General features: G+C 64.5%; 16 protein-coding genes and 4 tRNA genes. 16 read left to right on the plus strand and 4 right to left on the minus strand.

Going from position 1 to position 19,910, the window contains the following annotated elements:
• Nucleotides 1-6 precede the first annotated feature (6 nt).
• Complete coding sequence (gene rfbC, locus ABHF91_RS07720; RefSeq protein WP_409422878.1) at nucleotides 7-552, plus strand: dTDP-4-dehydrorhamnose 3,5-epimerase; 546 nt, start codon at nucleotides 7-9, stop codon at nucleotides 550-552.
• A gap of 23 nt (nucleotides 553-575) precedes the next feature.
• Nucleotides 576-1,643: a dTDP-glucose 4,6-dehydratase gene (gene rfbB / locus ABHF91_RS07725; protein WP_409422879.1), complete on the plus strand. Its 1,068-nt coding sequence runs from the start codon at nucleotides 576-578 to the stop codon at nucleotides 1,641-1,643.
• A gap of 81 nt (nucleotides 1,644-1,724) precedes the next feature.
• Here rfbB and ABHF91_RS07730 read toward each other — a convergent pair whose 3' ends face one another.
• On the minus strand, nucleotides 1,725-2,570 hold the full coding sequence (locus ABHF91_RS07730) for a DUF4114 domain-containing protein (RefSeq protein ID WP_409422880.1): 846 nt from the start codon (nucleotides 2,568-2,570) through the stop codon (nucleotides 1,725-1,727).
• A gap of 342 nt (nucleotides 2,571-2,912) precedes the next feature.
• Between ABHF91_RS07730 and ABHF91_RS07735 the strand changes: the two genes are divergently transcribed.
• From ABHF91_RS07735 to ABHF91_RS07800, 14 genes are all read left to right on the plus strand, one after another.
• Nucleotides 2,913-3,749, plus strand: a complete 837-nt coding sequence (locus tag ABHF91_RS07735; RefSeq protein WP_409422881.1) for an ABC transporter ATP-binding protein — start codon at nucleotides 2,913-2,915, stop codon at nucleotides 3,747-3,749.
• The gene (locus tag ABHF91_RS07740; protein ID WP_409422882.1) at nucleotides 3,739-4,620 is read left to right on the plus strand and encodes an ABC transporter permease; all 882 of its coding nucleotides are present in this window, start codon (nucleotides 3,739-3,741) and stop codon (nucleotides 4,618-4,620) included. The genes ABHF91_RS07735 and ABHF91_RS07740 overlap by 11 nt, the downstream gene beginning before the upstream one ends.
• Nucleotides 4,617-5,732 carry an ABC transporter permease gene (locus ABHF91_RS07745; RefSeq protein WP_409422883.1) on the plus strand — a complete coding sequence of 372 codons (1,116 nt, stop codon included), beginning with the start codon at nucleotides 4,617-4,619 and terminating at the stop codon, nucleotides 5,730-5,732. Before ABHF91_RS07740 ends, ABHF91_RS07745 begins: the two co-directional genes overlap by 4 nt.
• Nucleotides 5,733-5,796: 64 nt before the next feature.
• Nucleotides 5,797-6,813 carry an ABC transporter substrate-binding protein gene (locus ABHF91_RS07750; RefSeq protein ID WP_409422884.1) on the plus strand — a complete coding sequence of 339 codons (1,017 nt, stop codon included), beginning with the start codon at nucleotides 5,797-5,799 and terminating at the stop codon, nucleotides 6,811-6,813.
• 137 nt (nucleotides 6,814-6,950) lie between these two features.
• Nucleotides 6,951-7,628 (plus strand): TetR/AcrR family transcriptional regulator, encoded by a 678-nt coding sequence (locus ABHF91_RS07755; protein WP_409422885.1) that lies wholly within the window; start codon nucleotides 6,951-6,953, stop codon nucleotides 7,626-7,628.
• Between the two features lie 228 nt (nucleotides 7,629-7,856).
• On the plus strand, nucleotides 7,857-9,284 hold the full coding sequence (locus ABHF91_RS07760) for an NAD(P)-dependent oxidoreductase (RefSeq protein WP_409422886.1): 1,428 nt from the start codon (nucleotides 7,857-7,859) through the stop codon (nucleotides 9,282-9,284).
• Entirely contained in the window at nucleotides 9,277-10,617 is a 1,341-nt protein-coding gene (gene preA / locus ABHF91_RS07765; RefSeq protein ID WP_409422887.1) for an NAD-dependent dihydropyrimidine dehydrogenase subunit PreA, read from the plus strand. The genes ABHF91_RS07760 and preA overlap by 8 nt, the downstream gene beginning before the upstream one ends.
• A 34-nt stretch (nucleotides 10,618-10,651) precedes the next feature.
• On the plus strand, nucleotides 10,652-12,103 hold the full coding sequence (hydA, locus tag ABHF91_RS07770; RefSeq protein WP_409422888.1) for a dihydropyrimidinase: 1,452 nt from the start codon (nucleotides 10,652-10,654) through the stop codon (nucleotides 12,101-12,103).
• A 26-nt stretch (nucleotides 12,104-12,129) separates the two neighbouring features.
• A complete protein-coding gene (locus ABHF91_RS07775) occupies nucleotides 12,130-13,401 on the plus strand; it encodes a Zn-dependent hydrolase (protein ID WP_409422889.1) in 1,272 nt (423 codons plus the stop codon).
• Nucleotides 13,402-13,839: 438 nt separating this feature from the next.
• Nucleotides 13,840-13,916, plus strand: a tRNA-Pro gene (locus ABHF91_RS07780).
• Nucleotides 13,917-13,929: 13 nt separating this feature from the next.
• A tRNA-Arg gene (locus ABHF91_RS07785) sits at nucleotides 13,930-14,006 on the plus strand.
• An 81-nt stretch (nucleotides 14,007-14,087) separates the two neighbouring features.
• A tRNA-His gene (locus ABHF91_RS07790) sits at nucleotides 14,088-14,163 on the plus strand.
• 41 nt (nucleotides 14,164-14,204) lie between these two features.
• Nucleotides 14,205-14,288, plus strand: a tRNA-Leu gene (locus tag ABHF91_RS07795).
• A gap of 264 nt (nucleotides 14,289-14,552) precedes the next feature.
• A complete protein-coding gene (locus ABHF91_RS07800; RefSeq protein WP_409423095.1) occupies nucleotides 14,553-15,698 on the plus strand; it encodes a CynX/NimT family MFS transporter in 1,146 nt (381 codons plus the stop codon).
• On the opposite strand, the gene ABHF91_RS07805 is transcribed toward ABHF91_RS07800, so the two are convergent.
• The 3 genes from ABHF91_RS07805 to ABHF91_RS07815 form a co-directional block, all read right to left on the minus strand.
• A complete protein-coding gene (locus ABHF91_RS07805; RefSeq protein ID WP_409422890.1) occupies nucleotides 15,695-18,607 on the minus strand; it encodes a DEAD/DEAH box helicase family protein in 2,913 nt (970 codons plus the stop codon). The two genes, ABHF91_RS07800 and ABHF91_RS07805, sit on opposite strands and share 4 nt — an antisense overlap.
• Nucleotides 18,604-19,185 (minus strand): class I SAM-dependent methyltransferase, encoded by a 582-nt coding sequence (locus tag ABHF91_RS07810; RefSeq protein WP_409422891.1) that lies wholly within the window; start codon nucleotides 19,183-19,185, stop codon nucleotides 18,604-18,606. Before ABHF91_RS07810 ends, ABHF91_RS07805 begins: the two co-directional genes overlap by 4 nt.
• A 104-nt stretch (nucleotides 19,186-19,289) precedes the next feature.
• Nucleotides 19,290-19,775, minus strand: a complete 486-nt coding sequence (locus ABHF91_RS07815; RefSeq protein WP_409422892.1) for a putative molybdenum carrier protein — start codon at nucleotides 19,773-19,775, stop codon at nucleotides 19,290-19,292.
• Nucleotides 19,776-19,910 lie beyond the last annotated feature (135 nt).

The following is a 19,910-nucleotide window of genomic DNA, read 5'->3' on the forward strand; positions in this document are numbered from 1 at the left end:
ATCGATATGGACATCATCAACACCGATATACCTGAGGTAAAAATTCTGCAACCCCAGGTCTTCGGCGACGAGCGTGGCTTCTTCATGGAGACCTGGCGTGAAGATTGGTTCAATGCCAACGTCTGCGAGCGCCGCTTCGTCCAGGACAACCACTCCAAGTCCCGCCAGGGCATCTTGCGGGGACTGCACTACCAGACCGAGAACACCCAGGGCAAGCTGGTGCGGGTGGTCTCCGGCGAGGTGTTCGACGTGGCGGTGGACCTGCGCAAGGACTCGCCCACCTTCGGCCAATGGGTCGGCGTGCTGCTGTCGGCGGACAACAAGCGCCAACTGTGGGTGCCGGAAGGCTTCGCCCATGGCTTCTATGTGACCAGCGAGACGGCCGAGTTCGTCTACCGCTGCACCAACTATTACAACCCGGCCGCCGAGCACTCGGTGCGTTGGGACGATCCGGACCTGACCATCGCCTGGCCCCTGGTGGCGGGCACTGAACCGTCCCTGTCCGCCAAGGATGCCAACGGGGTCTGGTTTAAAGACGCGGTCACCTTCTGACGACGCTATTTGAGGGAACGAGAATGAGAAAATTACTGGTGACCGGCGCGGCCGGCTTTATCGGCGCCAACTTCGCCCACTACTGGCTGCGTCAGCATCCGCAGGATCGTGTGGTGGTGCTGGATGCCCTGACCTATGCCGGCAACATAGAGACGCTCAAACCCCTGATGGGCAAGCCCAATTTCCGCTTCGTGAAGGGCAACATCTGCAACACCGAGTTGGTGGAGCTGCTGCTGCGGGAGGAGGGCATCGACACCCTGGTGCACTTTGCTGCCGAGTCCCACGTGGACCGCTCCATCAGCGGGCCCGATGCCTTTATCGAGACCAACATCATCGGCACCCACAGCCTGCTCAAAGCCGCCCGTGCGGTCTGGTTGGCCGATCCGGCCAATCCGCTGCCGCACCGCTTCCACCATGTCTCCACCGACGAGGTGTACGGTACCCTGTCGCTGACCGACCCGGCCTTCACCGAGGAGACGGCCTACGCCCCCAACTCGCCCTATTCCGCCTCCAAGGCGGCCTCCGACCACTTGGTGCGGGCCTACCTGCACACCTATGGCCTGCAGGTGACCACCAGCAACTGCTCCAACAACTACGGCTACTACCATTTCCCCGAGAAGCTGATCCCCCTGTGCCTGACCAACATACTGGATGCCAAGCCGCTGCCCATCTACGGCGACGGCAAGCAGATCCGCGACTGGTTGTTTGTGGAGGATCACTGCCGGGGCATCGAGCTGGTGCTGGACAAGGGGGTGGTGGGGGAGACCTACAACATAGGCGGCGTCAACGAGTGGCAGAACATCGACATCGTCAACCTCTTGTGCGAGCTGGTGGACGGTGAGTTTGCCGCGGATCCGACCCTGGCCGAGCGCTTCCCGGCGTCACCCTGTGCCCGGGGGGAGAGCGCCCATAGCCTCATCACCTACGTCACCGACCGGGCCGGCCACGACCGCCGCTACGCGGTGGGCACCGACAAGATCCGCGCCGAGCTGGGCTATGTGCCCCAGGAGACCTTCGAGTCCGGCATCGCCAAGACCATCAAGTGGTACCTGGCCAACGAGGCCTGGTGGCGCCCGCTGCAGCAGGGCTGATGTTTGCCTGCCGCGATAAAAAAACCGGAGCCTAGCGCTCCGGTTCTTTTATCTGGGGCCACTCTTTTTATCTGGGGCCACTCAGGCACGACCCGGTCTGCGACGCCTCCACCAGGGCAACAGCAGCAGGCCGATACCGGCCAGGGCCAAGGGGGCCGGCTCGGGCACGGCGCTGGTGACCCCCTGGAAGATGAAGATCATGTCGTTGTAGTCGTAATCGCTCTGGCTGCCGGACCAGGTATCCTCGAAGGCCACCAGCACGGTATCGGCATCCAGCTGGATGACGCGGGTGTGCACGGTACCGTCGGCCCAACCTTGGCTGTCTGAGTTGGTGCTGGCGTCGCCGGAGAAGAAGTAGTTGGTGCTGGTCAGGCTGATGCCGTCGGCATTGTAGGTCAACGGCAGGGCCTGCAGGCCAAACACCAGGTTATCGCCGGCGGTCAGGCCGGTGATCGTCCGGGTCATGCCCACCTGGGTGGCGGTACAGCTGTTGCCGGCCTTGGCCTCCACGTAGCTGCAGCCTTCGCGGGTGCTGAACAGCTGATTGCTGTCGTCCACCGGGTTGTAGCTGTCGAGGTTGTTGGTGCCGCCGCTGGCGTAGATCTGGCTCCAGAAGCTGGCGGTGTCGAAGCTGCCACTGCCGCTGTAGGCCAGAAACAGATTGGAGTCCCGGGCGGCGCCAGTGCCCAGGTAGGTGACCTGCACCGTGTCCGAAGTGGCCTTGAGGCCGGCGCTGGCCAAATCCACGCTGGCCTGACTCAGCTGGCTCAGGGTGTCGGCCGTGATGCTCTGGGCATAGCGGGAGAACCATTCATCGATCTGGGTTTGCGGCAGACTGGTGTCGCCGCTGAGCGCCGAAATCACGGCGGCATGGGCAGGCTCAATGGCCAGCAGGCTGGCCAGGGCCAATGGGATCAGGGCCTTCATGGGTTCCACTCCTTGGACTCGAATGACTTGCTCTGCTCATTATCTGTGCTTCGCCCGGCCAAGGGAACCCGTCCCAACCCTTTGAAAACCCTATCATGTAAAAAATATTTACATTGCGACCAGTCAGTGGCGGCAAGGTGCTGCGCCATGCATTGACCAACTGGTCAAGATTTGCGCCATTTCGGGTCGATTGCGCCGAAGCGTGGCACCAGGATTGTTGTTCACCCGTGGCCAGGCGGCGCCGCGCCGGGTCTGGGCGGGGAATGCCCCTGTTTTTTAAGTTGGCATGGCAGCTGCTTGGTGAAAACTAACCAAATAGTCAGAAATTAAGGCAAGGATGTCATGACCCAACCCCTGATCCGACTGGCCGATGCGCCAGCACCGCAGCCCGAGGCGCGCCTGGCCCGCCCGGCCATCGTCGCCAAGGGCGTCAACGTCATCTACCCGGCGGCGGACCGCCCTGTGCATGCCTTGAGCGATGTGGATCTCACCATTCGCCAGGGAGAGTTCGTCTCCCTCATCGGGCCCTCCGGCTGCGGCAAGACCACCTTGCTGCGCACCATCGCCGATCTGGAACCCATCAGCTCGGGCCAGCTGACGGTCAACGACATGGAGCCGGCGGTGGCCCGGGCGGCGGGGGCCTATGGCTACGTGTTCCAGGCCCCGGCACTGTTTCCCTGGCGCACCGTGCTGGAGAACGTCATGCTGCCGTTGCAGATCCAGGGGCGCAATGCGGCAGAATGCCAGGAGATAGCCCTGGAGCAGCTGAAGCGGGTGGGGCTGGCCGGCTTCGAGGGCAAGTATCCCTGGCAGCTCTCCGGGGGCATGCAGCAGCGGGTCTCCATCGCCCGGGCCCTGGGCTTCAAGCCCAAGATCCTGATGATGGACGAGCCCTTCGGCGCCCTGGATGAGATCACCCGGGACAACCTCAACCAGCAGCTGCAGGATCTCTGGTGCGCCGAGCAGCGCACCCTGGTGTTTGTGACCCACTCCATCTCGGAGGCCGTCTACCTCTCCACCCGTATCGTAGTGATGTCGCCGCGACCGGGGCGCATCGTCAAGGTGATCGACTCGCCCTTGCCCCGGGAGCGCACCCTCAAGCTGCGGGATACCCCGGCCTTCCTGGCCCTGGCCCAGGAGGTGCGGGAGGCACTGGCGGAGGGGCACCATGATCATTGAGCGCTTTCGCCAACAGGGGCTGCCCATCCTGACAGTGGTGCTGGTGGGGCTGATCCTCTGGTATGCCCTGACCGTGGGGCTCAACGCCAGCGGTGCCATCGCCCGGGTGCTGCCCAAGGATGGCAGCTGGTCGCTGGGGGATCTGCTGCAGGCCACCCTCAACATGCAGCGGCCGCTGCTACCGGCGCCCCATCAAATTCTCGTCGACATCTGGACCAGCCTCACCAAGTGGTCCATCACCTCGCCCCGCAACCTGCTGCTGCACACCTGGGTGACCGCCAGCGCCGCACTGACGGGCTTTATCATGGGCCTGTTGCTGGGGTTGGCGCTGGCGGTGTGCATCGTCCACTCCCGCACCCTGGATAAGGCCCTGCTGCCCTGGATCGTCGCCTCCCAGACGGTGCCTGTGCTGGCCATAGCCCCCATAGTGCTGGTGATCCTGGGCAGCCTGGGAATCACGGGCCTGATGCCCAAGGCGGTCATCGCCATGTACCTGTGCTTCTTTCCGGTGACGGTGGCCATGGTGCAGGGACTGCGGGCGCCCCAGAAGCTGGAGCTGGAGCTGCTGCACACCTATGGCACCGGCCGGCTGGATACCTTCTGGCTGCTGCGGCTGCCCTCGTCCTTGCCCTATCTCTTCCCGGCCTGCCGGGTGGCCATCGCCAGCGGTCTGGTGGGCACCATAGTGGCCGAGTTACCCACCGGGGCCCAGGCGGGCCTGGGATCGCGGCTGCTCACCGGCTCTTATTACGGCAACACGGTACAGATCTGGTCGGCGCTGGTGATGGCCTCCCTGCTGGGGGTGGCCTTAACCGGTCTGGTGGGTCTGGCTGAGCGCCTGATCATGACCAATCGGAGGGTCGCCCCATGACCAAGCTTTCATCTTCGCTCTCCCTGGCAGGGCAGCGCCTGGGCGGTGTGCTGGGCGTGCCGGTGGCCCTTATGTTGTGTGGCCTCAGCCTCACCCAACCCATGCTCCCAGGCCAAGGGTTGCTGGTGGCCGTGCTGGTGCTGGGTGCCTTGCAGGGGCTCTTCGCGTGCCGCGGTCTGCGGCCGGCACTCTTGCTGGTAGCGCTGAGCCTGGTGGCGGCCTGGTTGGGGCTGGAGCAGGTCGCCGCCATGGCGGGGCAGGGGGATCGGCTGGCCTTTGGCCTGCAGCTAGCCGCCCTGGCGTTGCTGGCCCAGTTGGGCTTGCAGCGGCTGGCGGTGCACAGTGAACGGCTGCCCCAGGGACTGGTGGCCGGCCTGTTTGGCCTCTGGCTGCTCTATTTCTGGCAATTGCTGGTGACCCTGTTTGCCGTGCCCCAGGTGCTGCTGCCGACGCCGGCCGCCATCGCCGCGGCCCTGTGGGACAACGCCGGCCTGCTGGCGGGGGACTTCGTCCAGACGGTGCTCAAGTCTGTGCTGGTGGGCTATGTGCTGGGCAGCGGCTTAGGGGTCTTGTCCGGCATCGCCATCGAGCGGTTTCCCTTCCTGCAGCGCGGTTTTCTGCCCCTGGCCAACCTGACCAGCACCATACCCCTGGTGGGCATAGCGCCCATCGCCGTGATGTGGTTCGGCTTTGACTGGCCCTCCAAGGCGGCGGTCATAGTGCTGGTGACCTATTTCCCGGCCCTGGTGAGCACCCTGGCGGGCCTGCAGGCCAGCGGCAAGCTGGAGCGGGAGCTGCTGCACTCCTATGCCGCCAGCCCCAGGGTCACCCTGCTGACCCTGCGCCTGCCGGTGGCGCTGCCCTTCATCTTCAGCGCCCTCAAGGTCAACGCCACCTTGGCGCTCATCAGCGCCATCGTCGCGGAATATTTTGGCTCACCCACCGCCGGGTTGGGCTTTCGTATCTCGGCCGAGGCCGCCCGCATGCACATGCCCATCGTCTGGGCGGCGATCGTGGTGGCCTCGGTGGTGGGATCGGCGCTGTATGCCCTGCTGGTCAGGCTGGAGCGTCGCGTCACCTTCTGGCACCCCTCCATCCGGGGGCAGGTCTGAGGTGGCGCATCGCCGTGGGTTTCACAAGGACTGGATGACTAACGCGCATAATGAGGAACTCTGCATGAGCAAACCAACCCTGTTTCATCGCTCCATACTTGCCGCCACCCTGCTGGCCGCCGGCCTGGGCTCAGTCCAGGCACTGGCCGCAGACAAGGTGACCCTGCAGCTCAAGTGGCTGCCCCAGGCCCAGTTTGCCGGCTACTACGTGGCCCAGCAGAAGGGCTTCTACCAAGACGCCGGGCTGGATGTCACCATCAAACCCGGTGGCACCGACATCTCGCCGGTGCAGGTGATCGCCGGCCACGCCGCCGATGTGATCGTCAACTGGATGCCCGACGCCCTGGCGGCGCGGGAGGCGGGAGTGCCGCTCGTTAACATCAGCCAGATCTATGACAAATCCGGCATGATGCTCACCTGCAAGAAGGCCAGCGGCATCGCCAGCCCGGCGGATCTCAAGGGCAAGACGCTCGGGGTCTGGTTCGGCGGCAACGAGTATCCCTTCTTCAACTGGATGGCCAAGCTGGGCTACAAGCCGGACGTGGATATCAAGGTGCTGAAGCAGGGCTTCAACGTGGATCCCCTGTTGCAGGGCCAGGCCGACTGCATCTCCACCATGAACTACAACGAGTACTGGCAGCTCATCGACGCCGGCATGAAGGCCGACGAGCTCATCACCTTCGCCTACGAGGATCAGGGCGCCTCCACCCTGGAGGACGGTCTCTATGTGCTGGATTCTGATCTCAAGGATCCTGCCTTCGTCGCCAAGATGGCCAAGTTCGTCAAGGCCACCCTGCAGGGCTGGAACTACGCGGTAAGCCATCCCAAGGAAGCCGCCGAAATCGTGGTGGAGCAGGATGCCTCCGGCGCCGCCACCCAGGAGGTACAGGAGCGGCAGATGGAGAACGTGGCCAAGCTCATCCCCAGCGCCAACACCCCCAAGATGGGTTATCTGGAGCCGGCGGCCTACCGCCGCACCATAGAGGTGTTGCTCAGCGGCGGCAGCTCGCCGGTCATCAAGCAGGACCCGGGTGATGCCGCCATGAGCCATGGGGTGTGGGAGGCCGCCGCCAAGCTGTGATCCCGCCTCATGCGATCCCCTGGGGTTGATCTGCCGCAGGAGATCGCATTTTTGCCCACCCCATGGCTGCCACCGGCCGTCCTGGGGTGGTACATTGCGCCACGCTTATTTCCTCTTCACCGGATGTTTGGAGCACCATGAGCGACGCATTGCCTGTCCAACCCCCCGCCTACAGCCTGCTGGATCCCCACCTCGATGACGAGGAGAGCAAGGGGCGCATCCGCCGCAGCAACGAGGAGCTGATCCTGGCCGCCGCCGAGCGGGCCTTCTCCCGTAGCGGTTTCAAGGGCACCACCATGGCCCAGATCGCCGACCAGGCCCAGCTGCCCAAGGCCAACCTGCACTACTACTTCGGCAACAAGGAAAACCTCTACCTGCACGTGCTGGATCGCATCCTCCATGACTGGCTCAGCCCCCTGGACGCCATCACGCCGGAGGCGGATCCCAAGCAGGCCCTGGCCAGCTACATACAGCAGAAGATGCGCCTGACCTACGAACGGCCCGAGGCCTCCCGGCTGTTTGCCAACGAGCTGTTGCAGGGGGCAAACGTCATCGGCGGTCTGCTGCAGACCGAGCTCAAGGAGCTGGTGCAGACCAAGGCGGCGGTGGTGGACGGCTGGATCGCCGCCGGCAAGGTGGCTCCCCTGGACAGCACCCACCTGTTCTTCTCCATCTGGTCCCTGACCCAGAGCTACGCGGATTTCGACATCCAGATCCGAGCCGTGCTGGGGCGCAGCGGGCAGAGTCAAAGCGATCGCCAGCGGGCCGAGCGCCACGTGCTCACCCTGATCTTCCGCACCTGCGGGCTGGCCTGACGGCCACCCTTGCGCCGGCTTGCAGCATTTTTAGCCCAACGCCGGTGCATAATTCCCCAAAATGACCACCCTTTGTACGGCCTTAGCCGCCTTGGCGGGCCGGGACTGGCCGTTTTTCAGTCATAACTGACCATTTGGTCAAGTTGGCACGAACCTCGCTTCTGTTGGTCTTGAAACCTAACCATGCGGTCAGGTTATTGAGCCCAGTGTTTCACAAGGAGCGACCCCATGAAGAATCCCAGCCCCGTCGGCAAGGATGCCCCAGGTCTGCTGGCCGGGCGCCTGTCCCAGGCGGCCTATGCGCAGAACTTTGCCGACAGTCATCCGCCGCTCACCGCATCCCAGGCCCTCATCGAAGCAGACCGTTGCTACGACTGCTTCAACGCCCCCTGCACCCAGGCCTGCCCCGCGGGTATCGAGGTCCCCCGATTCATCCAGCGCATCGCCCAGAAGAATATCCGCGGCGCCGCCGAGGTGATCCTGGAGGCCAACGAGCTGGGCGGCATCTGTGCCCGGGTCTGTCCCACCGAACAGCTGTGTGAACAGGCCTGTGTGCGCACGGCCCAGCAGAGCAAGCCGGTGGAGATAGGCCAGCTGCAGCGCTATGCCACCGACACCTATTTTGCCGATCCTGGCGCCCCCCTGTTCACCCGGGGCCCCAGCTCCGGCAAGACGGTGGCCGTGGTGGGGGCGGGGCCGGCGGGCCTGACCGTGGCCCATCGCCTGGCGCGCCTGGGTCACGAGGTGGTGCTGTTTGACGGCAAGCCCAAGCTGGGCGGTCTCAACGAATATGGCCTGGCCACCTACAAGACCACGGGCAACTTTGCCCAGCACGAGATCCGCTGGCTGCTCTCCATCGGCGGCATTGAGGTGCGCAACGAGCAGATGCTGGGGCGGGATATTCACCTGGCGCAGCTGCAGCAGGAATTCGATGCCGTGTTCCTGGGGCTGGGGCTGGCCGGGGTCAATAGCCTGGGCATCCCAGAGCCGCTGCTCGCCGGGATCCACGAGGCGGTGGACTTTATCGCCGCCCTGCGTCAGGCGGACGACAAGGCCGCACTGCCGGTGGGCCGCCAGGTGGTGGTGATCGGCGGTGGCATGACGGCGGTGGATGCCGCCGTGCAGGCCAAGAAGCTGGGGGCCAGGGAGGTCACGCTGGTGTATCGGCGTGGCGAGGCGGCACTCAAAGCCTCACCGGAGGAGATGGACTGGGCACGTCACAATGGCGTGGCCGTGCGGCTGTGGGCGGCGCCCCAGGCGGTGCTGAGCGAAGGCGACCAGCTGACGGGCATGCGCTTTGCGGTGACCGCCGAGCAAAACGGTCGGCTGGTCGAGACCGGCGAGACCTTCACCCTGGCCGCCGACATGCTGCTCAAGGCCATAGGGCAGCGCTATCTGGCGGAGCCCGCCGGCGCGGGTCTCACGCTGGAAGGCGGTCGCATCGCGGTGGATGACCAGGGCCGCACCTCGCTGGCCGGCGTCTGGGCTGGCGGTGACTGCGTGGCCGGTGGCCTGGATCTCACCGTGGACGCGGTGCGCCTGGGCAAGCTTGCCGCCTTCTCCATCGACAAGACCCTGCGTGACGGGGCCGTTTCTTGCACTTCCTCTTCCCTGACGGCCAGCGCCGCATCTTCCAAGGAGGCCTGCCATGGCTGATCTGTCCAGTAACTTTCTCGGTATCCAGAGCCCCAACCCCTTCTGGCTGGCATCGGCGCCGCCCACCGACAAGGAGTACAACGTGGTGCGCGCCTTCGAGGCGGGCTGGGGTGGCGTGGTGTGGAAGACCCTGGGGCTCGACCCTCATGTGGTGAATGTCAGCGGGCCGCGCTACAGCACCTTGCGCGCCCAGGATCGCAAGATCATCGGCCTGAACAACATAGAGCTCATCACGGATCGCAGCCTGGACATCAATCTGGAGGAGATCGCCCGGGTCAAGCGCAACTGGCCGGATCGGGCCCTGGTGGTCTCCATCATGGTGCCCTGTGACGAGGACTCCTGGAAGTTTATCCTGCCCCTCGTCGAGCAGACCGGTGCCGACGGCATCGAGCTGAATTTCGGCTGTCCCCACGGCATGAGCGAGCGGGGCATGGGGGCGGCGGTGGGTCAGGTGCCCGAATACATAGAGATGGTGACCCGCTGGTGCAAGCAGTACTGCCGCCTGCCGGTGATCGTCAAGCTCACCCCCAACATCACCGACATCCGCTATCCGGCCCGGGCCGCCAGGCAGGGCGGGGCCGATGCCGTCTCCCTCATCAACACCATCAACTCCATCACGGGGGTGGATCTGGACAGCCTGATCATGAGTCCCAGCACCGACGGCAAGGGCTCCCACGGCGGCTATTGCGGCCCGGCGGTCAAGCCCATCGCCCTCAACATGGTGGCGGAAATTGCGCGGGATCCCCAGACCCAGGGTCTGCCCATCTCCGGCATAGGCGGCGTCTCCACCTGGCGGGATGCTGCCGAGTTTATCGCCCTGGGTTGCGGCACGGTCCAGGTGTGTACCGCCGTCATGGTCCACGGGTTTGGCATAGTGCAGGACATGATAAGCGGCCTGTCCAACTACATGGACGAGCACGGTTTTCGCCGCATCGAGGACTTCCGCGGTCGCGCCGTGCCTACCGTGTCCGACTGGCGTTACCTGAACCTCAACCACGTGTCCAAGGCGGTGATCGATCAGGACAGCTGCATCCAGTGCGGCAAGTGCCACATCGCCTGTGAAGACACCTCACACCAGGCCATCACCGCCGAAAAGAACGGCCTGCGCCACTTCGAGGTGAAGGAGGAAGACTGCGTGGGTTGCAACCTGTGCGTCTCCATCTGCCCGGTGGAAAACTGCATCAGCATGCGGGATCTGGCCCCCGGTGAGGTGGACCTGCGCACCGGCAAGACGGTCAGCGGCCTGTACGCCAACTGGACCACCCATCCTAACAACCCTATGGCCGAGGCGGCGCCCGTGGCCGAGCAGACCCAGGCGGTGGTCGGCGCCTAGGCGCCGACACCTTCACCCGATGAGGAGAGTCACTATGAGTCAAAGCGTTTTGATCCGCGGCGGCACCGTCGTCAACGCCGATTGTGAGCGGCGGGCCGATGTCCTGTGTGTGGACGGTCTGATTGCGGCCGTGGGGGAGAACCTGGCGGCCCAGGCGCCGGCGGGCTGCCAGGTGGTGGAGGCGGGCGGCCAGTATGTGCTGCCCGGCGGCATCGACCCCCACACCCACATGAACTTCCCCTTCATGGGCACCACCACGGTAGATGATTTCTACTCCGGCACCAGCGCGGCCCTGGCGGGGGGCACCACCAGCATCATCGACTTTGTCATCCCGGATCCCCAGCAGCCGTTGATGGACGCCTATCAGACCTGGCGCGGCTGGGCTGAGAGTGCCGCCGCCGATTACGGCTTTCACGTGGCCATCACCTGGTGGGACGAGTCGGTGCACCGCGACATGGGGACCCTGGTGCAGCAGGAGGGGGTCAACAGCTTCAAGCACTTCATGGCCTACAAGAATGCCATCATGTGTGATGACGAGACCCTGGTGAACAGCTTCCGCCGGGCCCTGGAACTGGGGGCCATGCCCACGGTCCACGCCGAGAACGGCGAGCTGGTCTACCTGCTGCAGCAGGAGGTGCTGAAGATGGGCATCACGGGCCCCGAGGGACATCCGCTGTCTCGGCCGCCCATGGTGGAGGGGGAGGCGGCCAACCGCGCCATCGCCATCGCCGATGTGCTAGGGGTGCCCATCTATATCGTGCATGTCTCCTGTCAGGAGTCCGCCGATGCCATCGCCCGGGCCCGGGCCCGGGGCCAGCGGGTCTATGGCGAGGTGCTGGCCGGTCACCTGGTGATCGACGACAGCGTCTACCGCCACCCGGACTTCAACGTGGCTGCCGCCCACGTCATGAGCCCGCCGTTTCGCGCCAAGCCCCACCAGGATGCGCTGTGGCGCGGCCTGCAATCGGGCCAGCTGCACACCACCGCCACCGATCACTGCACCTTTTGCGCCGCGCAAAAGGCCGCCGGCCAGGGCAACTTCACCAAGATCCCCAACGGCTGCGGCGGGGTGGAGGAGCGCATGGCGGTGATCTGGGATGCCGGGGTCAACTCGGGCCGCCTCACCCCCAGCGAGTTTGTCGCCATCACCTCCGCCAACACCGCCAAGCTGTTCAACCTCTATCCCAAGAAAGGGCTGATCGCTGTGGGCGCCGATGCGGATCTGGTGGTGTGGGATCCCGCCGGCAGCAAGACCCTCTCTGCCAAGACACATCACTCGAAGAACGACTTCAACGTGTTTGAAGGCCGCACCGTCAAGGGCATCGCCAGCCATACCGTCAGCCGTGGCCAGCTGGTCTGGGTGGATGGCGATCTGCGCACCCTGCCCGGTGCAGGCCGTTACATCAAGCGACCGGCCTTCGGTCCCCAGTTCAGTGCCAGCGCCCTGCGCGCCCAGGTGCAGGCGCCCACCCCGGTGGAACGCTAACGTTCAGCCTCAAAGGAGAGAACAGCATGATGGATACCAAGATAATCGAGAGCCCGGCCACCCTGTCATTGGACAAGATCCGCGTCAATGGCGAGCGGCTGTGGCAATCCCTGATGGATCTGGCCCAGATCGGCGCCACCCCCAAGGGCGGCGTCTGCCGCCTGACCCTGACGGACCTGGACAAGCAGGGCCGGGATCGGGTGATCGGCTGGGCCAAGGCGGCAGGGCTGTCGGTCACCATCGACCAAATAGGCAATGTGTTTATGCGGCGGGCCGGGCGGGACAACAGCCTGCCGCCCATCGTCACCGGCAGCCACATCGACACCCAGCCCACCGGCGGCAAGTTCGACGGCAACTTTGGTGTGCTGGCGGGGCTGGAGGTGATCCGTACCCTGAACGACCATCAGATCGAGACCGAAGCGCCGGTGGAGCTGGTGTTCTGGACCAACGAGGAGGGCTCGCGCTTCGTGCCCGTGATGATGGGCTCCGGCGTGTTTGCCAACATCTTCAGCCTGGAACACGCCTATGCCGCCACCGACACCGAGGGCAAGACGGTAAAAGGGGAGCTTGAGCGCATTGGCTACGTGGGGGATCAGGTGCCGGGGGATCATCCCATCGGCGGCTACTTCGAGGCCCACATCGAGCAGGGCCCCATCCTGGAGGAGCAGGACATCACCATAGGGGTGGTGCAGGCGGTGCTGGGCATCCGCTGGTATGACTGCGTGGTCACCGGCATGGAGGCCCATGCCGGTCCCACCCCCATGGCCATGCGCCAGGATGCCATGCAGGTGGCTGCCCGGGTGATGCAGGAGGTGGTGGCCATCGCCAACCGCTTCGGCCCCCATGGCCGCGGCACCGTCGGCATGGTGCAGGTGTTCCCCAACAGCCGCAACGTTATCCCCGGTCAGGTGACCTTCTCCATCGATTTTCGCAACATGACGGATGAGCTGGTGGATGAGATGGACGCCGCGCTCCACGCCTACACCAAACAGGTGGCGGCCGAGACGGGCCTGGGTATCGCCATCAAGGAGGTGTCCCATTACCCGGCGGCGCCCTTCCATCCCGACTGCAAGGACGCGGTGCGCCGGGCGGCCCAGACCCTGGGCTACAGCCACATGGATATTGTCTCAGGTGCCGGCCACGACGCCGTCTACATGTCCATGCTGGCGCCCACCGGCATGATCTTCATCCCCTGCAAGGACGGCATCAGCCACAACGAGATCGAGGAGACCCTGCCCGAGCAGGTCACCGCCGGCGCCAACGTGTTGCTGCACGCCATGCTGGAGCGCGCAGGCTAGCCCGCATTTGCCTGCCCTCAGTCATGCCCCTGACGGCAATGTTCCGCAGTGAAGGCGGCGTTGGCGCCTTCACTGCGTCAATGACATGGTTTTTGTGGCAAAAGCCAACCCCACCCGCACCTTCCCCTAAATAAGGGCAGGGGAAATCGTTCCTCACCCCTTGCCAAGGGGGAGGTTAGCTGGGGGATGGCTTGCCGCTGGTGCCCATTTATCCGTATCCGCGACTTAACTGACCAGCATTGTGCCCTGAGGGGCCGTTTCTCTGGTTAAAAAGGATTCTCTCGGCACCTCGTCAGGGGCGGCGTCGTAGAAGTAACCAGTTGAATGCACAGGGGGGAAATTTCGTTGACGCTGGCGAGGGCGCTTGGGTATGATGCGTGCCCGTTGCATGAGGAGGCGAGCCTGCTATCCTCAAGCGGCCAGTGTTGGTGAGTACGTCGGTGATTAGCGCAGCCCGGTAGCGCATCTGGTTTGGGACCAGAGGGTCGTAGGTTCGAATCCTACATCACCGACCACGCACTCAGACGTGCGCCCTTAGCTCAGTCGGATAGAGCAACGGCCTTCTAAGCCGTGGGTCGCAGGTTCGAATCCTGCAGGGCGCGCCATTTTTCGGTGGCAAAGCACCGCAGAATGGACAGGCGCTGCACGGCAGACCGGCAACGGTTGGCAAAGCAACAACCCCAGCGGTGGCTGTAGCTCAGTTGGTAGAGTCCAGGATTGTGATTCCTGTTGTCGTGGGTTCGAACCCCATCAGCCACCCCACCATTTAAGGTCGCCGTCGTCAACGGCAACCAGCCCCTTTTGCGGAAGTGGCGAAATTGGTAGACGCACCAGATTTAGGTTCTGGCGCCCTAGGCGTGTGGGTTCAAGTCCCACCTTCCGCACCATGATTGAACCCGGCCTCGGCCGGGTTTTTTATTGCCCACGGCCGGCGCAGTCCAGCCAGAACGCACGCGCGCCGTGCATCGACGGCTGGCCCAGGGGCGGGCGTCCCTTGTGATGGGCGGTGGTGAGGTATAGAGTCCCCAGGTTCGCTTCGGTTTATTCGAGTCTGTAGGCGGTCCCCCATGCAGGATGTTGCTGCAGCGTCACCCTAGGTCGGTGACGCATCGGTTTCCCGTGTTTCCTCCCTGTGGCTGTTGCTGGCCTTGGTGCTGCTGGCCATGAATCTGCGTAGTCCCCTGACGGCGGTGCCGCCGGTGCTGGAGTCCATGCGCGCCGATCTGGCGCTGGGCCCCGCCCTGTGCGGCCTGCTCACCAGCATACCTGTGCTCTGCTTTGGTCTGCTCACCCCCCTGGCCGCCTGGGTCATAGGGTGGCTGGGGATCCAGCGCAGCATCTACCTGACCCTGGGCGGGGCAGCCCTGGGGCTGATGATCCGTCCCTTCGCCGGCGTGCCGGGCCTGCTGGCGGGCACCTTGCTCATCGGCGCCGCCCTGGCGGTGGGCAACATCGTCAGCCTGATGGTGATCGCCCGGGACTTCATGGCCCGCCGGCACGGGGTGACCGGTCTCTACACCACCGCCATCAACCTGGGCACCATGCTGACAAGCTCGCTGACCGCACCCATGGCGCTGTGGTGGGGCTGGCAGGGGGCTCTGCTGGCCTGGGTCTGGCTACCCTTGCTGGCCTGGGCACTCTGGTGGTGGGTGGGCCGCCATGATGCCGACCGGCCGGTGCCGAGCCAATCGGTGGCACAGTCGGCGCGGGAGAGTGGCTGGCTGCGGCGCCCCCTGGTCTGGCTGCTGGCCCTGGCCTTCGTCATCCACCTGTTTCTCTATTACGCCCTCACCGCCTGGCTACCCAGCTACCTGATGCAGGCCGCCGACATGAGCGCCACCCGGGCCGGCCTGGTGGCCGCCTCCTTTCAGATCCTCTCCTTGCTGGGGGCGTTCGGCGTGCCTTGGCTGGCCCATCGGGTCCGTCTGCCCTGGCTGTTGGCGCTGATGGGGCTGATGTGGGTGTTGGCACTGCTGGGGCTGCTGCTGTTCCCCACCCACTGGGCCGGCTGGTCACTGCTGGGGGGCATAGCCCAGGGGGGCTGCTTTGTGGTGATCTTCATGCTGATCATGACCCATGCCCAGGATCTGGACGACAACCGCCGCATCAATGCCCTGGTGCAGGGTTGCGGCTACAGCCTGGCGTCCCTGGGCCCCGTGGTGCTGGGTCAGCTGCACGCCGTCAGCGGCCGCTGGCAACCCGGCTGGCTGTTGCTGCTGGGGATGGCCCTGGTGCTGGTGGCTACCGGACTGGTGTCGAGCCGCTTGAGCGCGGAGTCTTCCAGCAAAACCGCCTAGGCATCGTCTTCATCAGCAGGCTCAGGCGTCGTCAGCACCGCCTTCAAGCGGGCGAAGGGGCGCATCTGTTCCGTAGCCGGGATCTCCGGATAGTCCGGGTTGTTGGCCTTGAGGCGATATTCGCCTGGGCCTATCTTGCGCACCACCCGCAACAGGTATTGCGGCTGGCCGGCATCATCCTCCAACTCGATGGCCAGTGTGCTGCCCGTGATGGAACCGGCCTGGGTGGGGGTGATCCGCTCCAGTAGCAGGAGGGCGCCATCCGCGATGGACTGTTTGCCGCCTTCCATGGAGTGGCCGCTGGCCCGGGCCAGGAAATGACGCGCCGGGTCCACGGTGGCGGGCAGATCGGGATGGCTCAGCCACTGCATCTGGCTGTCGTCACCCTGTTTGAAATGCCCGCAGGCGATCTTGAGGTTGGGGTAGAACGGCAGCTGGATCACCGTCGGTTGGCTGGGCATCGGGCCTTCGGTGGCGGTTTGGCGCTTGGTGGTGCGGCGGCAATATTCGGCCAGGCGCAGATCCACCAACTCCTGGATCAGCTCATGCAGCGTCTCAAGAGCCTCGCTTGGCAGATCGAAGACCGGGACGAAGCGCTCCTCCTGGATGCGAAACCAGTAGCTCGATTGACTGCCCGCCTTGCCGCCGGTGGAGAAGGTGATGGGGTTGTCCCGCCAGTAGCGCAGCCAGCTTGGGTGATCGGCGGGCAGTTGTCTGAGGCTATCCGGCAGATCCTGCTGGGCCAGTAACGGGTAGCGGTTCAGTACCTCACGGGAGCGGAGGGACAAGGCCGTCAGGCTGGGAGGCTGATGCAGTCCATCGAGCTCCAGCAACGCCTGCATGAGGATCATCTTGAAGCACTTGGTGAGGGCGGTGGTCTCCACCCCCTGCAGCAGGAAATCACCGCACTGTTCCTGTACCGCCTGCTGCGCCGGGGTGAGATCCCCTTGCTGGCGCACCAGCCCAAACCAGCTTTGGTGTTGTTGCCGCAGTTTTTGAAAGTCCAGCCCGGCCTCATAGGCTTGCAGGGCAGAGGGACGATAGCCCAGCTCATCCCGCAGCCGTCGATACTCGTCCACCACCTTGAGCCGCTGGCCGCGCTTGAGCTGATCCAGCAGGGGCAGCAGTTGGGGATCCAGATTGATATGGCAACCGGCGGCCAGCGCGGTCGGCTCACTCCCCCCTGGTCCACCTGATCGCCGCAGCTGCTGGCGCAGCAGATAGGGCTTGTACAGACAGGCTTTGTGATTACCCACCAGATCGATGACTACCAGCTGCTGCTTGCCTGGGTGGCGGCGCAGGCCGCGGCCCAACTGCTGCAGGAAGACGATCTTGGACTCGGTGGGCCGCAGCATCAGCAGGGTGTCGATGGCGGGCAGATCCGTGCCTTCGTTGAACAGATCCACCGAAAACAGCACCTGGATGTCGCCTGCATCTAACTGTTCGAGCGCCTGGTGGCGATCGGCCTGGCTGCCGGCGTAGACCGCCAGGGCGGGGATCCCGGCCTGGTTGAAAAAGTCGGCCATGTAATCGGCATGCCGGGTGGAGATGCAAAACGCCAGGGTGCGGTTCTGGTGCAGCCGTTGCCACTGGGCCAGGGCGTGCTGGGCGCGCTTTTTCGAGGCGAAGGCCGTCTCCAACGCCTTGGGATCAAATTGGCCGTTGCGCCAGGGCAGGGCTTGGTAATCCAGGGTATGGTCGAAAATGCCGTGGTAGATCAGGGGCGCGAGCAACTTGAGGTCGATGGCTTCGGCCAGGTGGCGTTCGAACAAAAGATTGTTGTCGCACAGGGCCAGGATGTCCGCCTGATCCGTGCGCTCCGGCGTGGCGGTCAGCCCCAGCAGAAAGCGCGGCTTGAAATGGGCCAGCAGGCGCCGGTAAGTGGGAGAGGCGGCGTGGTGGAATTCGTCCACCACTATGTAGTCAAAATAATCCGGTGCGAATTTTTCCAACTGCCGATCCTGTCCCAGGGTCTGGATTGAGGCGAACAGCCAGTCGGCCTGCTGTTGCGTCGTGCCCGTATACAGTCCGCTGGATTGGCGTGGGGCCAGGGTGGCGAAGCTGCGCTGGGCCTGGAGCAGTATCTCCTCGCGATGGGCGACAAACAGCAGGCGGGCGGCCTGCATCTGTCGCACATCAAAGGCCGCCAGCCAGGTCTTGCCCAGCCCGGTGGCCATCACCACCAGTCCGCGTTGACACTCCCGTTGCCGCGCATCCCTGAGGGCAGCCAGCGCTTCCAGTTGCACGGCATTGGGCGATGGCACCTCGCAGGGATCTTCTTGCTCCTGCGCCCCGGTGATGGCCCTCACGGCGGCCAGACTCGTCTGTTGATAGCGATCTATGTACTCATCTATCCACGCGTGGGTGAGGGGTACGACCCGGGGATCCCGGGCCAGGGCATCGACCTGGGCATGCAGCGCCTGCAAGCTGTCCCGGGCTTGCGGGGACGACTGGGGCGTCACGTCCAGGCACCAGTTCCACTCCAGGGAACGGGTCAGGGCATCCCTTGATATGTTGCTTGAGCCCACGAAGCCGCAGCCCTGCAGTCCGTCTGCCTCGGCCGCCTGAATAAACAGATAGGACTTGAGGTGAAAACCCGCCTCACCCTGGCTCTGATAGATGAGGATCTGGCTCTGAGCCTGGGGAAACTTGAGCAGATCCCGCAGGGCCACCGGTTCTGTGACATTCAGATAGTCCGAGGTGATGACCCGCAGCTGGGCCCCGCGTGCCAGCGCCGCCAAAAGATCAGGGCGCAGCAACGTCAGGCCGCTCTGCCGGATAAAGGAGACACACAGGGCGATGCGACTGCCGGCGCCGCAGCTGGCCAAGGCGGCTGTTAGCTGGGGCAGCAAGGGCTGCTGAAAGCCCGGATCCGCACTCTGGCCGCCGGTGAACAGGGCCAGGGTCATGTCCGTTTCCTCAAGATGGCATTGAGCCAGCGTTCGGCTTCCCGGCCGGGACGCAGATCCGCCGTCTGCCAGATGCGCTCGCTCGCGAAGGGCAGGGGGGCCAGCAGGCCGGCCAGGCCGGTTTCATCCAGCTGGGTGAAGCGGCGCCCGTCCCGTTCCACCTGTCCCGTCCCGTATTTGAAGGAGCAATAGAAGATACCGTCCTCTTTAAGCAGGCTCGCCAGATGGGTCAGGATGGCCGGCAGATCGCCCGCCGGCACATGCAACAGGGAGGCACAGGCCCAGATGGCATCCAGTGGTTGGTCCGTTTGGTATTGCTCGAAGCGGCAGCAGCGCACCGACAGGCCGGTCAGGGCCCTGGCCCGGCTCACCATCTCTGCGCTGGCATCGAAGGCATGCACCGCGAAGCCCAGACTCAGGAAGTGGGCGCTGTCCCGACCGGAACCACAACCGGCATCCAGAATGCGGGCACCCGGGGCCAGGTACGGCAAAAAAAGGTCATACAGGGATGACATGTCCACCGCTATGGTGGCGGCGACAAAGGCGTCGGCATGCTGATCGTAATAGGTGATGGACATGGCTGGCGGGGCCGAGAGCCCTTCTTAACTGATTGATAATCTGGCCGTAGAGTACGGTACTCCTCGCCAGACGACAATCACGGTGCGTCTGTGGCAGACCGGTTTTATCCGGCGCCCTCCCACAGGCGCGCCAGCAGGGCCAGGCTGGCGTGGTAGATGCCGGGGCAGCGACCTTCGCTGGGTCCGGCGACATTGAGTTCCTGGATCGAATGCTGGCTGAGCCAGGTGTGGAAGGCGGTCTGCTGGGGGGCAAAGGGGGCCTCCAACTGCCAGATAAAGCCCGGTTTGCCCAGTTTGCGGATGAATTCCTGGGTGAGTCGGCTGCCGCCGGTCAGTGCGCCCAGGTTAAGGATCAGGGTGGCGTCGCTGTCGCGCACGTTGGCCTGGGTGCGTTGGCGATAACCGGCGGAGTCGGTTTCCTGCAGCCGGTAGCGGGCGGGCAGGGGGCCGTCTGCGGCCAGGCGCCCCTTGGGGCACCAGCCGCAATGGTCAATTCCCTGGTGCAGGGCAAAGTCCAGGGCGGCTCTGTCCACCCCGGTCTGGCCGCCCGAGCGGATCATCTGGATCGTAAAGAGTGATGGCTGACGCATTTTTTCGCTCTCATCTGCGCTAACGCTGTTCGCTGTGTTTCCCTTGGCCCCGTCGCCGGCTGGCGTAGCGGCTGGGGGCGCGACTCGACATAGAAATTTCCGATTGCTGGAATCTTTTTAATCGAGTAGCAAAAG

The sequence above is a fragment of the Pseudaeromonas aegiceratis genome, from assembly GCF_046254905.1.
GTDB classification, from domain to species: domain Bacteria; phylum Pseudomonadota; class Gammaproteobacteria; order Enterobacterales; family Aeromonadaceae; genus Pseudaeromonas; species Pseudaeromonas aegiceratis.

Coding starts and splice junctions, on each gene's coding strand:
- rfbC (WP_409422878.1), top strand. CDS start 7: ATGGACATCATCAACACCGATATACCTGAGGTAAAAATTCTGCAACCC.
- rfbB (WP_409422879.1), top strand. CDS start 576: ATGAGAAAATTACTGGTGACCGGCGCGGCCGGCTTTATCGGCGCCAAC.
- ABHF91_RS07730 (WP_409422880.1), bottom strand. CDS start 2,570: ATGAAGGCCCTGATCCCATTGGCCCTGGCCAGCCTGCTGGCCATTGAG.
- ABHF91_RS07735 (WP_409422881.1), top strand. CDS start 2,913: ATGACCCAACCCCTGATCCGACTGGCCGATGCGCCAGCACCGCAGCCC.
- ABHF91_RS07740 (WP_409422882.1), top strand. CDS start 3,739: ATGATCATTGAGCGCTTTCGCCAACAGGGGCTGCCCATCCTGACAGTG.
- ABHF91_RS07745 (WP_409422883.1), top strand. CDS start 4,617: ATGACCAAGCTTTCATCTTCGCTCTCCCTGGCAGGGCAGCGCCTGGGC.
- ABHF91_RS07750 (WP_409422884.1), top strand. CDS start 5,797: ATGAGCAAACCAACCCTGTTTCATCGCTCCATACTTGCCGCCACCCTG.
- ABHF91_RS07755 (WP_409422885.1), top strand. CDS start 6,951: ATGAGCGACGCATTGCCTGTCCAACCCCCCGCCTACAGCCTGCTGGAT.
- ABHF91_RS07760 (WP_409422886.1), top strand. CDS start 7,857: ATGAAGAATCCCAGCCCCGTCGGCAAGGATGCCCCAGGTCTGCTGGCC.
- preA (WP_409422887.1), top strand. CDS start 9,277: ATGGCTGATCTGTCCAGTAACTTTCTCGGTATCCAGAGCCCCAACCCC.
- hydA (WP_409422888.1), top strand. CDS start 10,652: ATGAGTCAAAGCGTTTTGATCCGCGGCGGCACCGTCGTCAACGCCGAT.
- ABHF91_RS07775 (WP_409422889.1), top strand. CDS start 12,130: ATGATGGATACCAAGATAATCGAGAGCCCGGCCACCCTGTCATTGGAC.
- ABHF91_RS07805 (WP_409422890.1), bottom strand. CDS start 18,607: ATGACCCTGGCCCTGTTCACCGGCGGCCAGAGTGCGGATCCGGGCTTT.
- ABHF91_RS07810 (WP_409422891.1), bottom strand. CDS start 19,185: ATGTCCATCACCTATTACGATCAGCATGCCGACGCCTTTGTCGCCGCC.
- ABHF91_RS07815 (WP_409422892.1), bottom strand. CDS start 19,775: ATGCGTCAGCCATCACTCTTTACGATCCAGATGATCCGCTCGGGCGGC.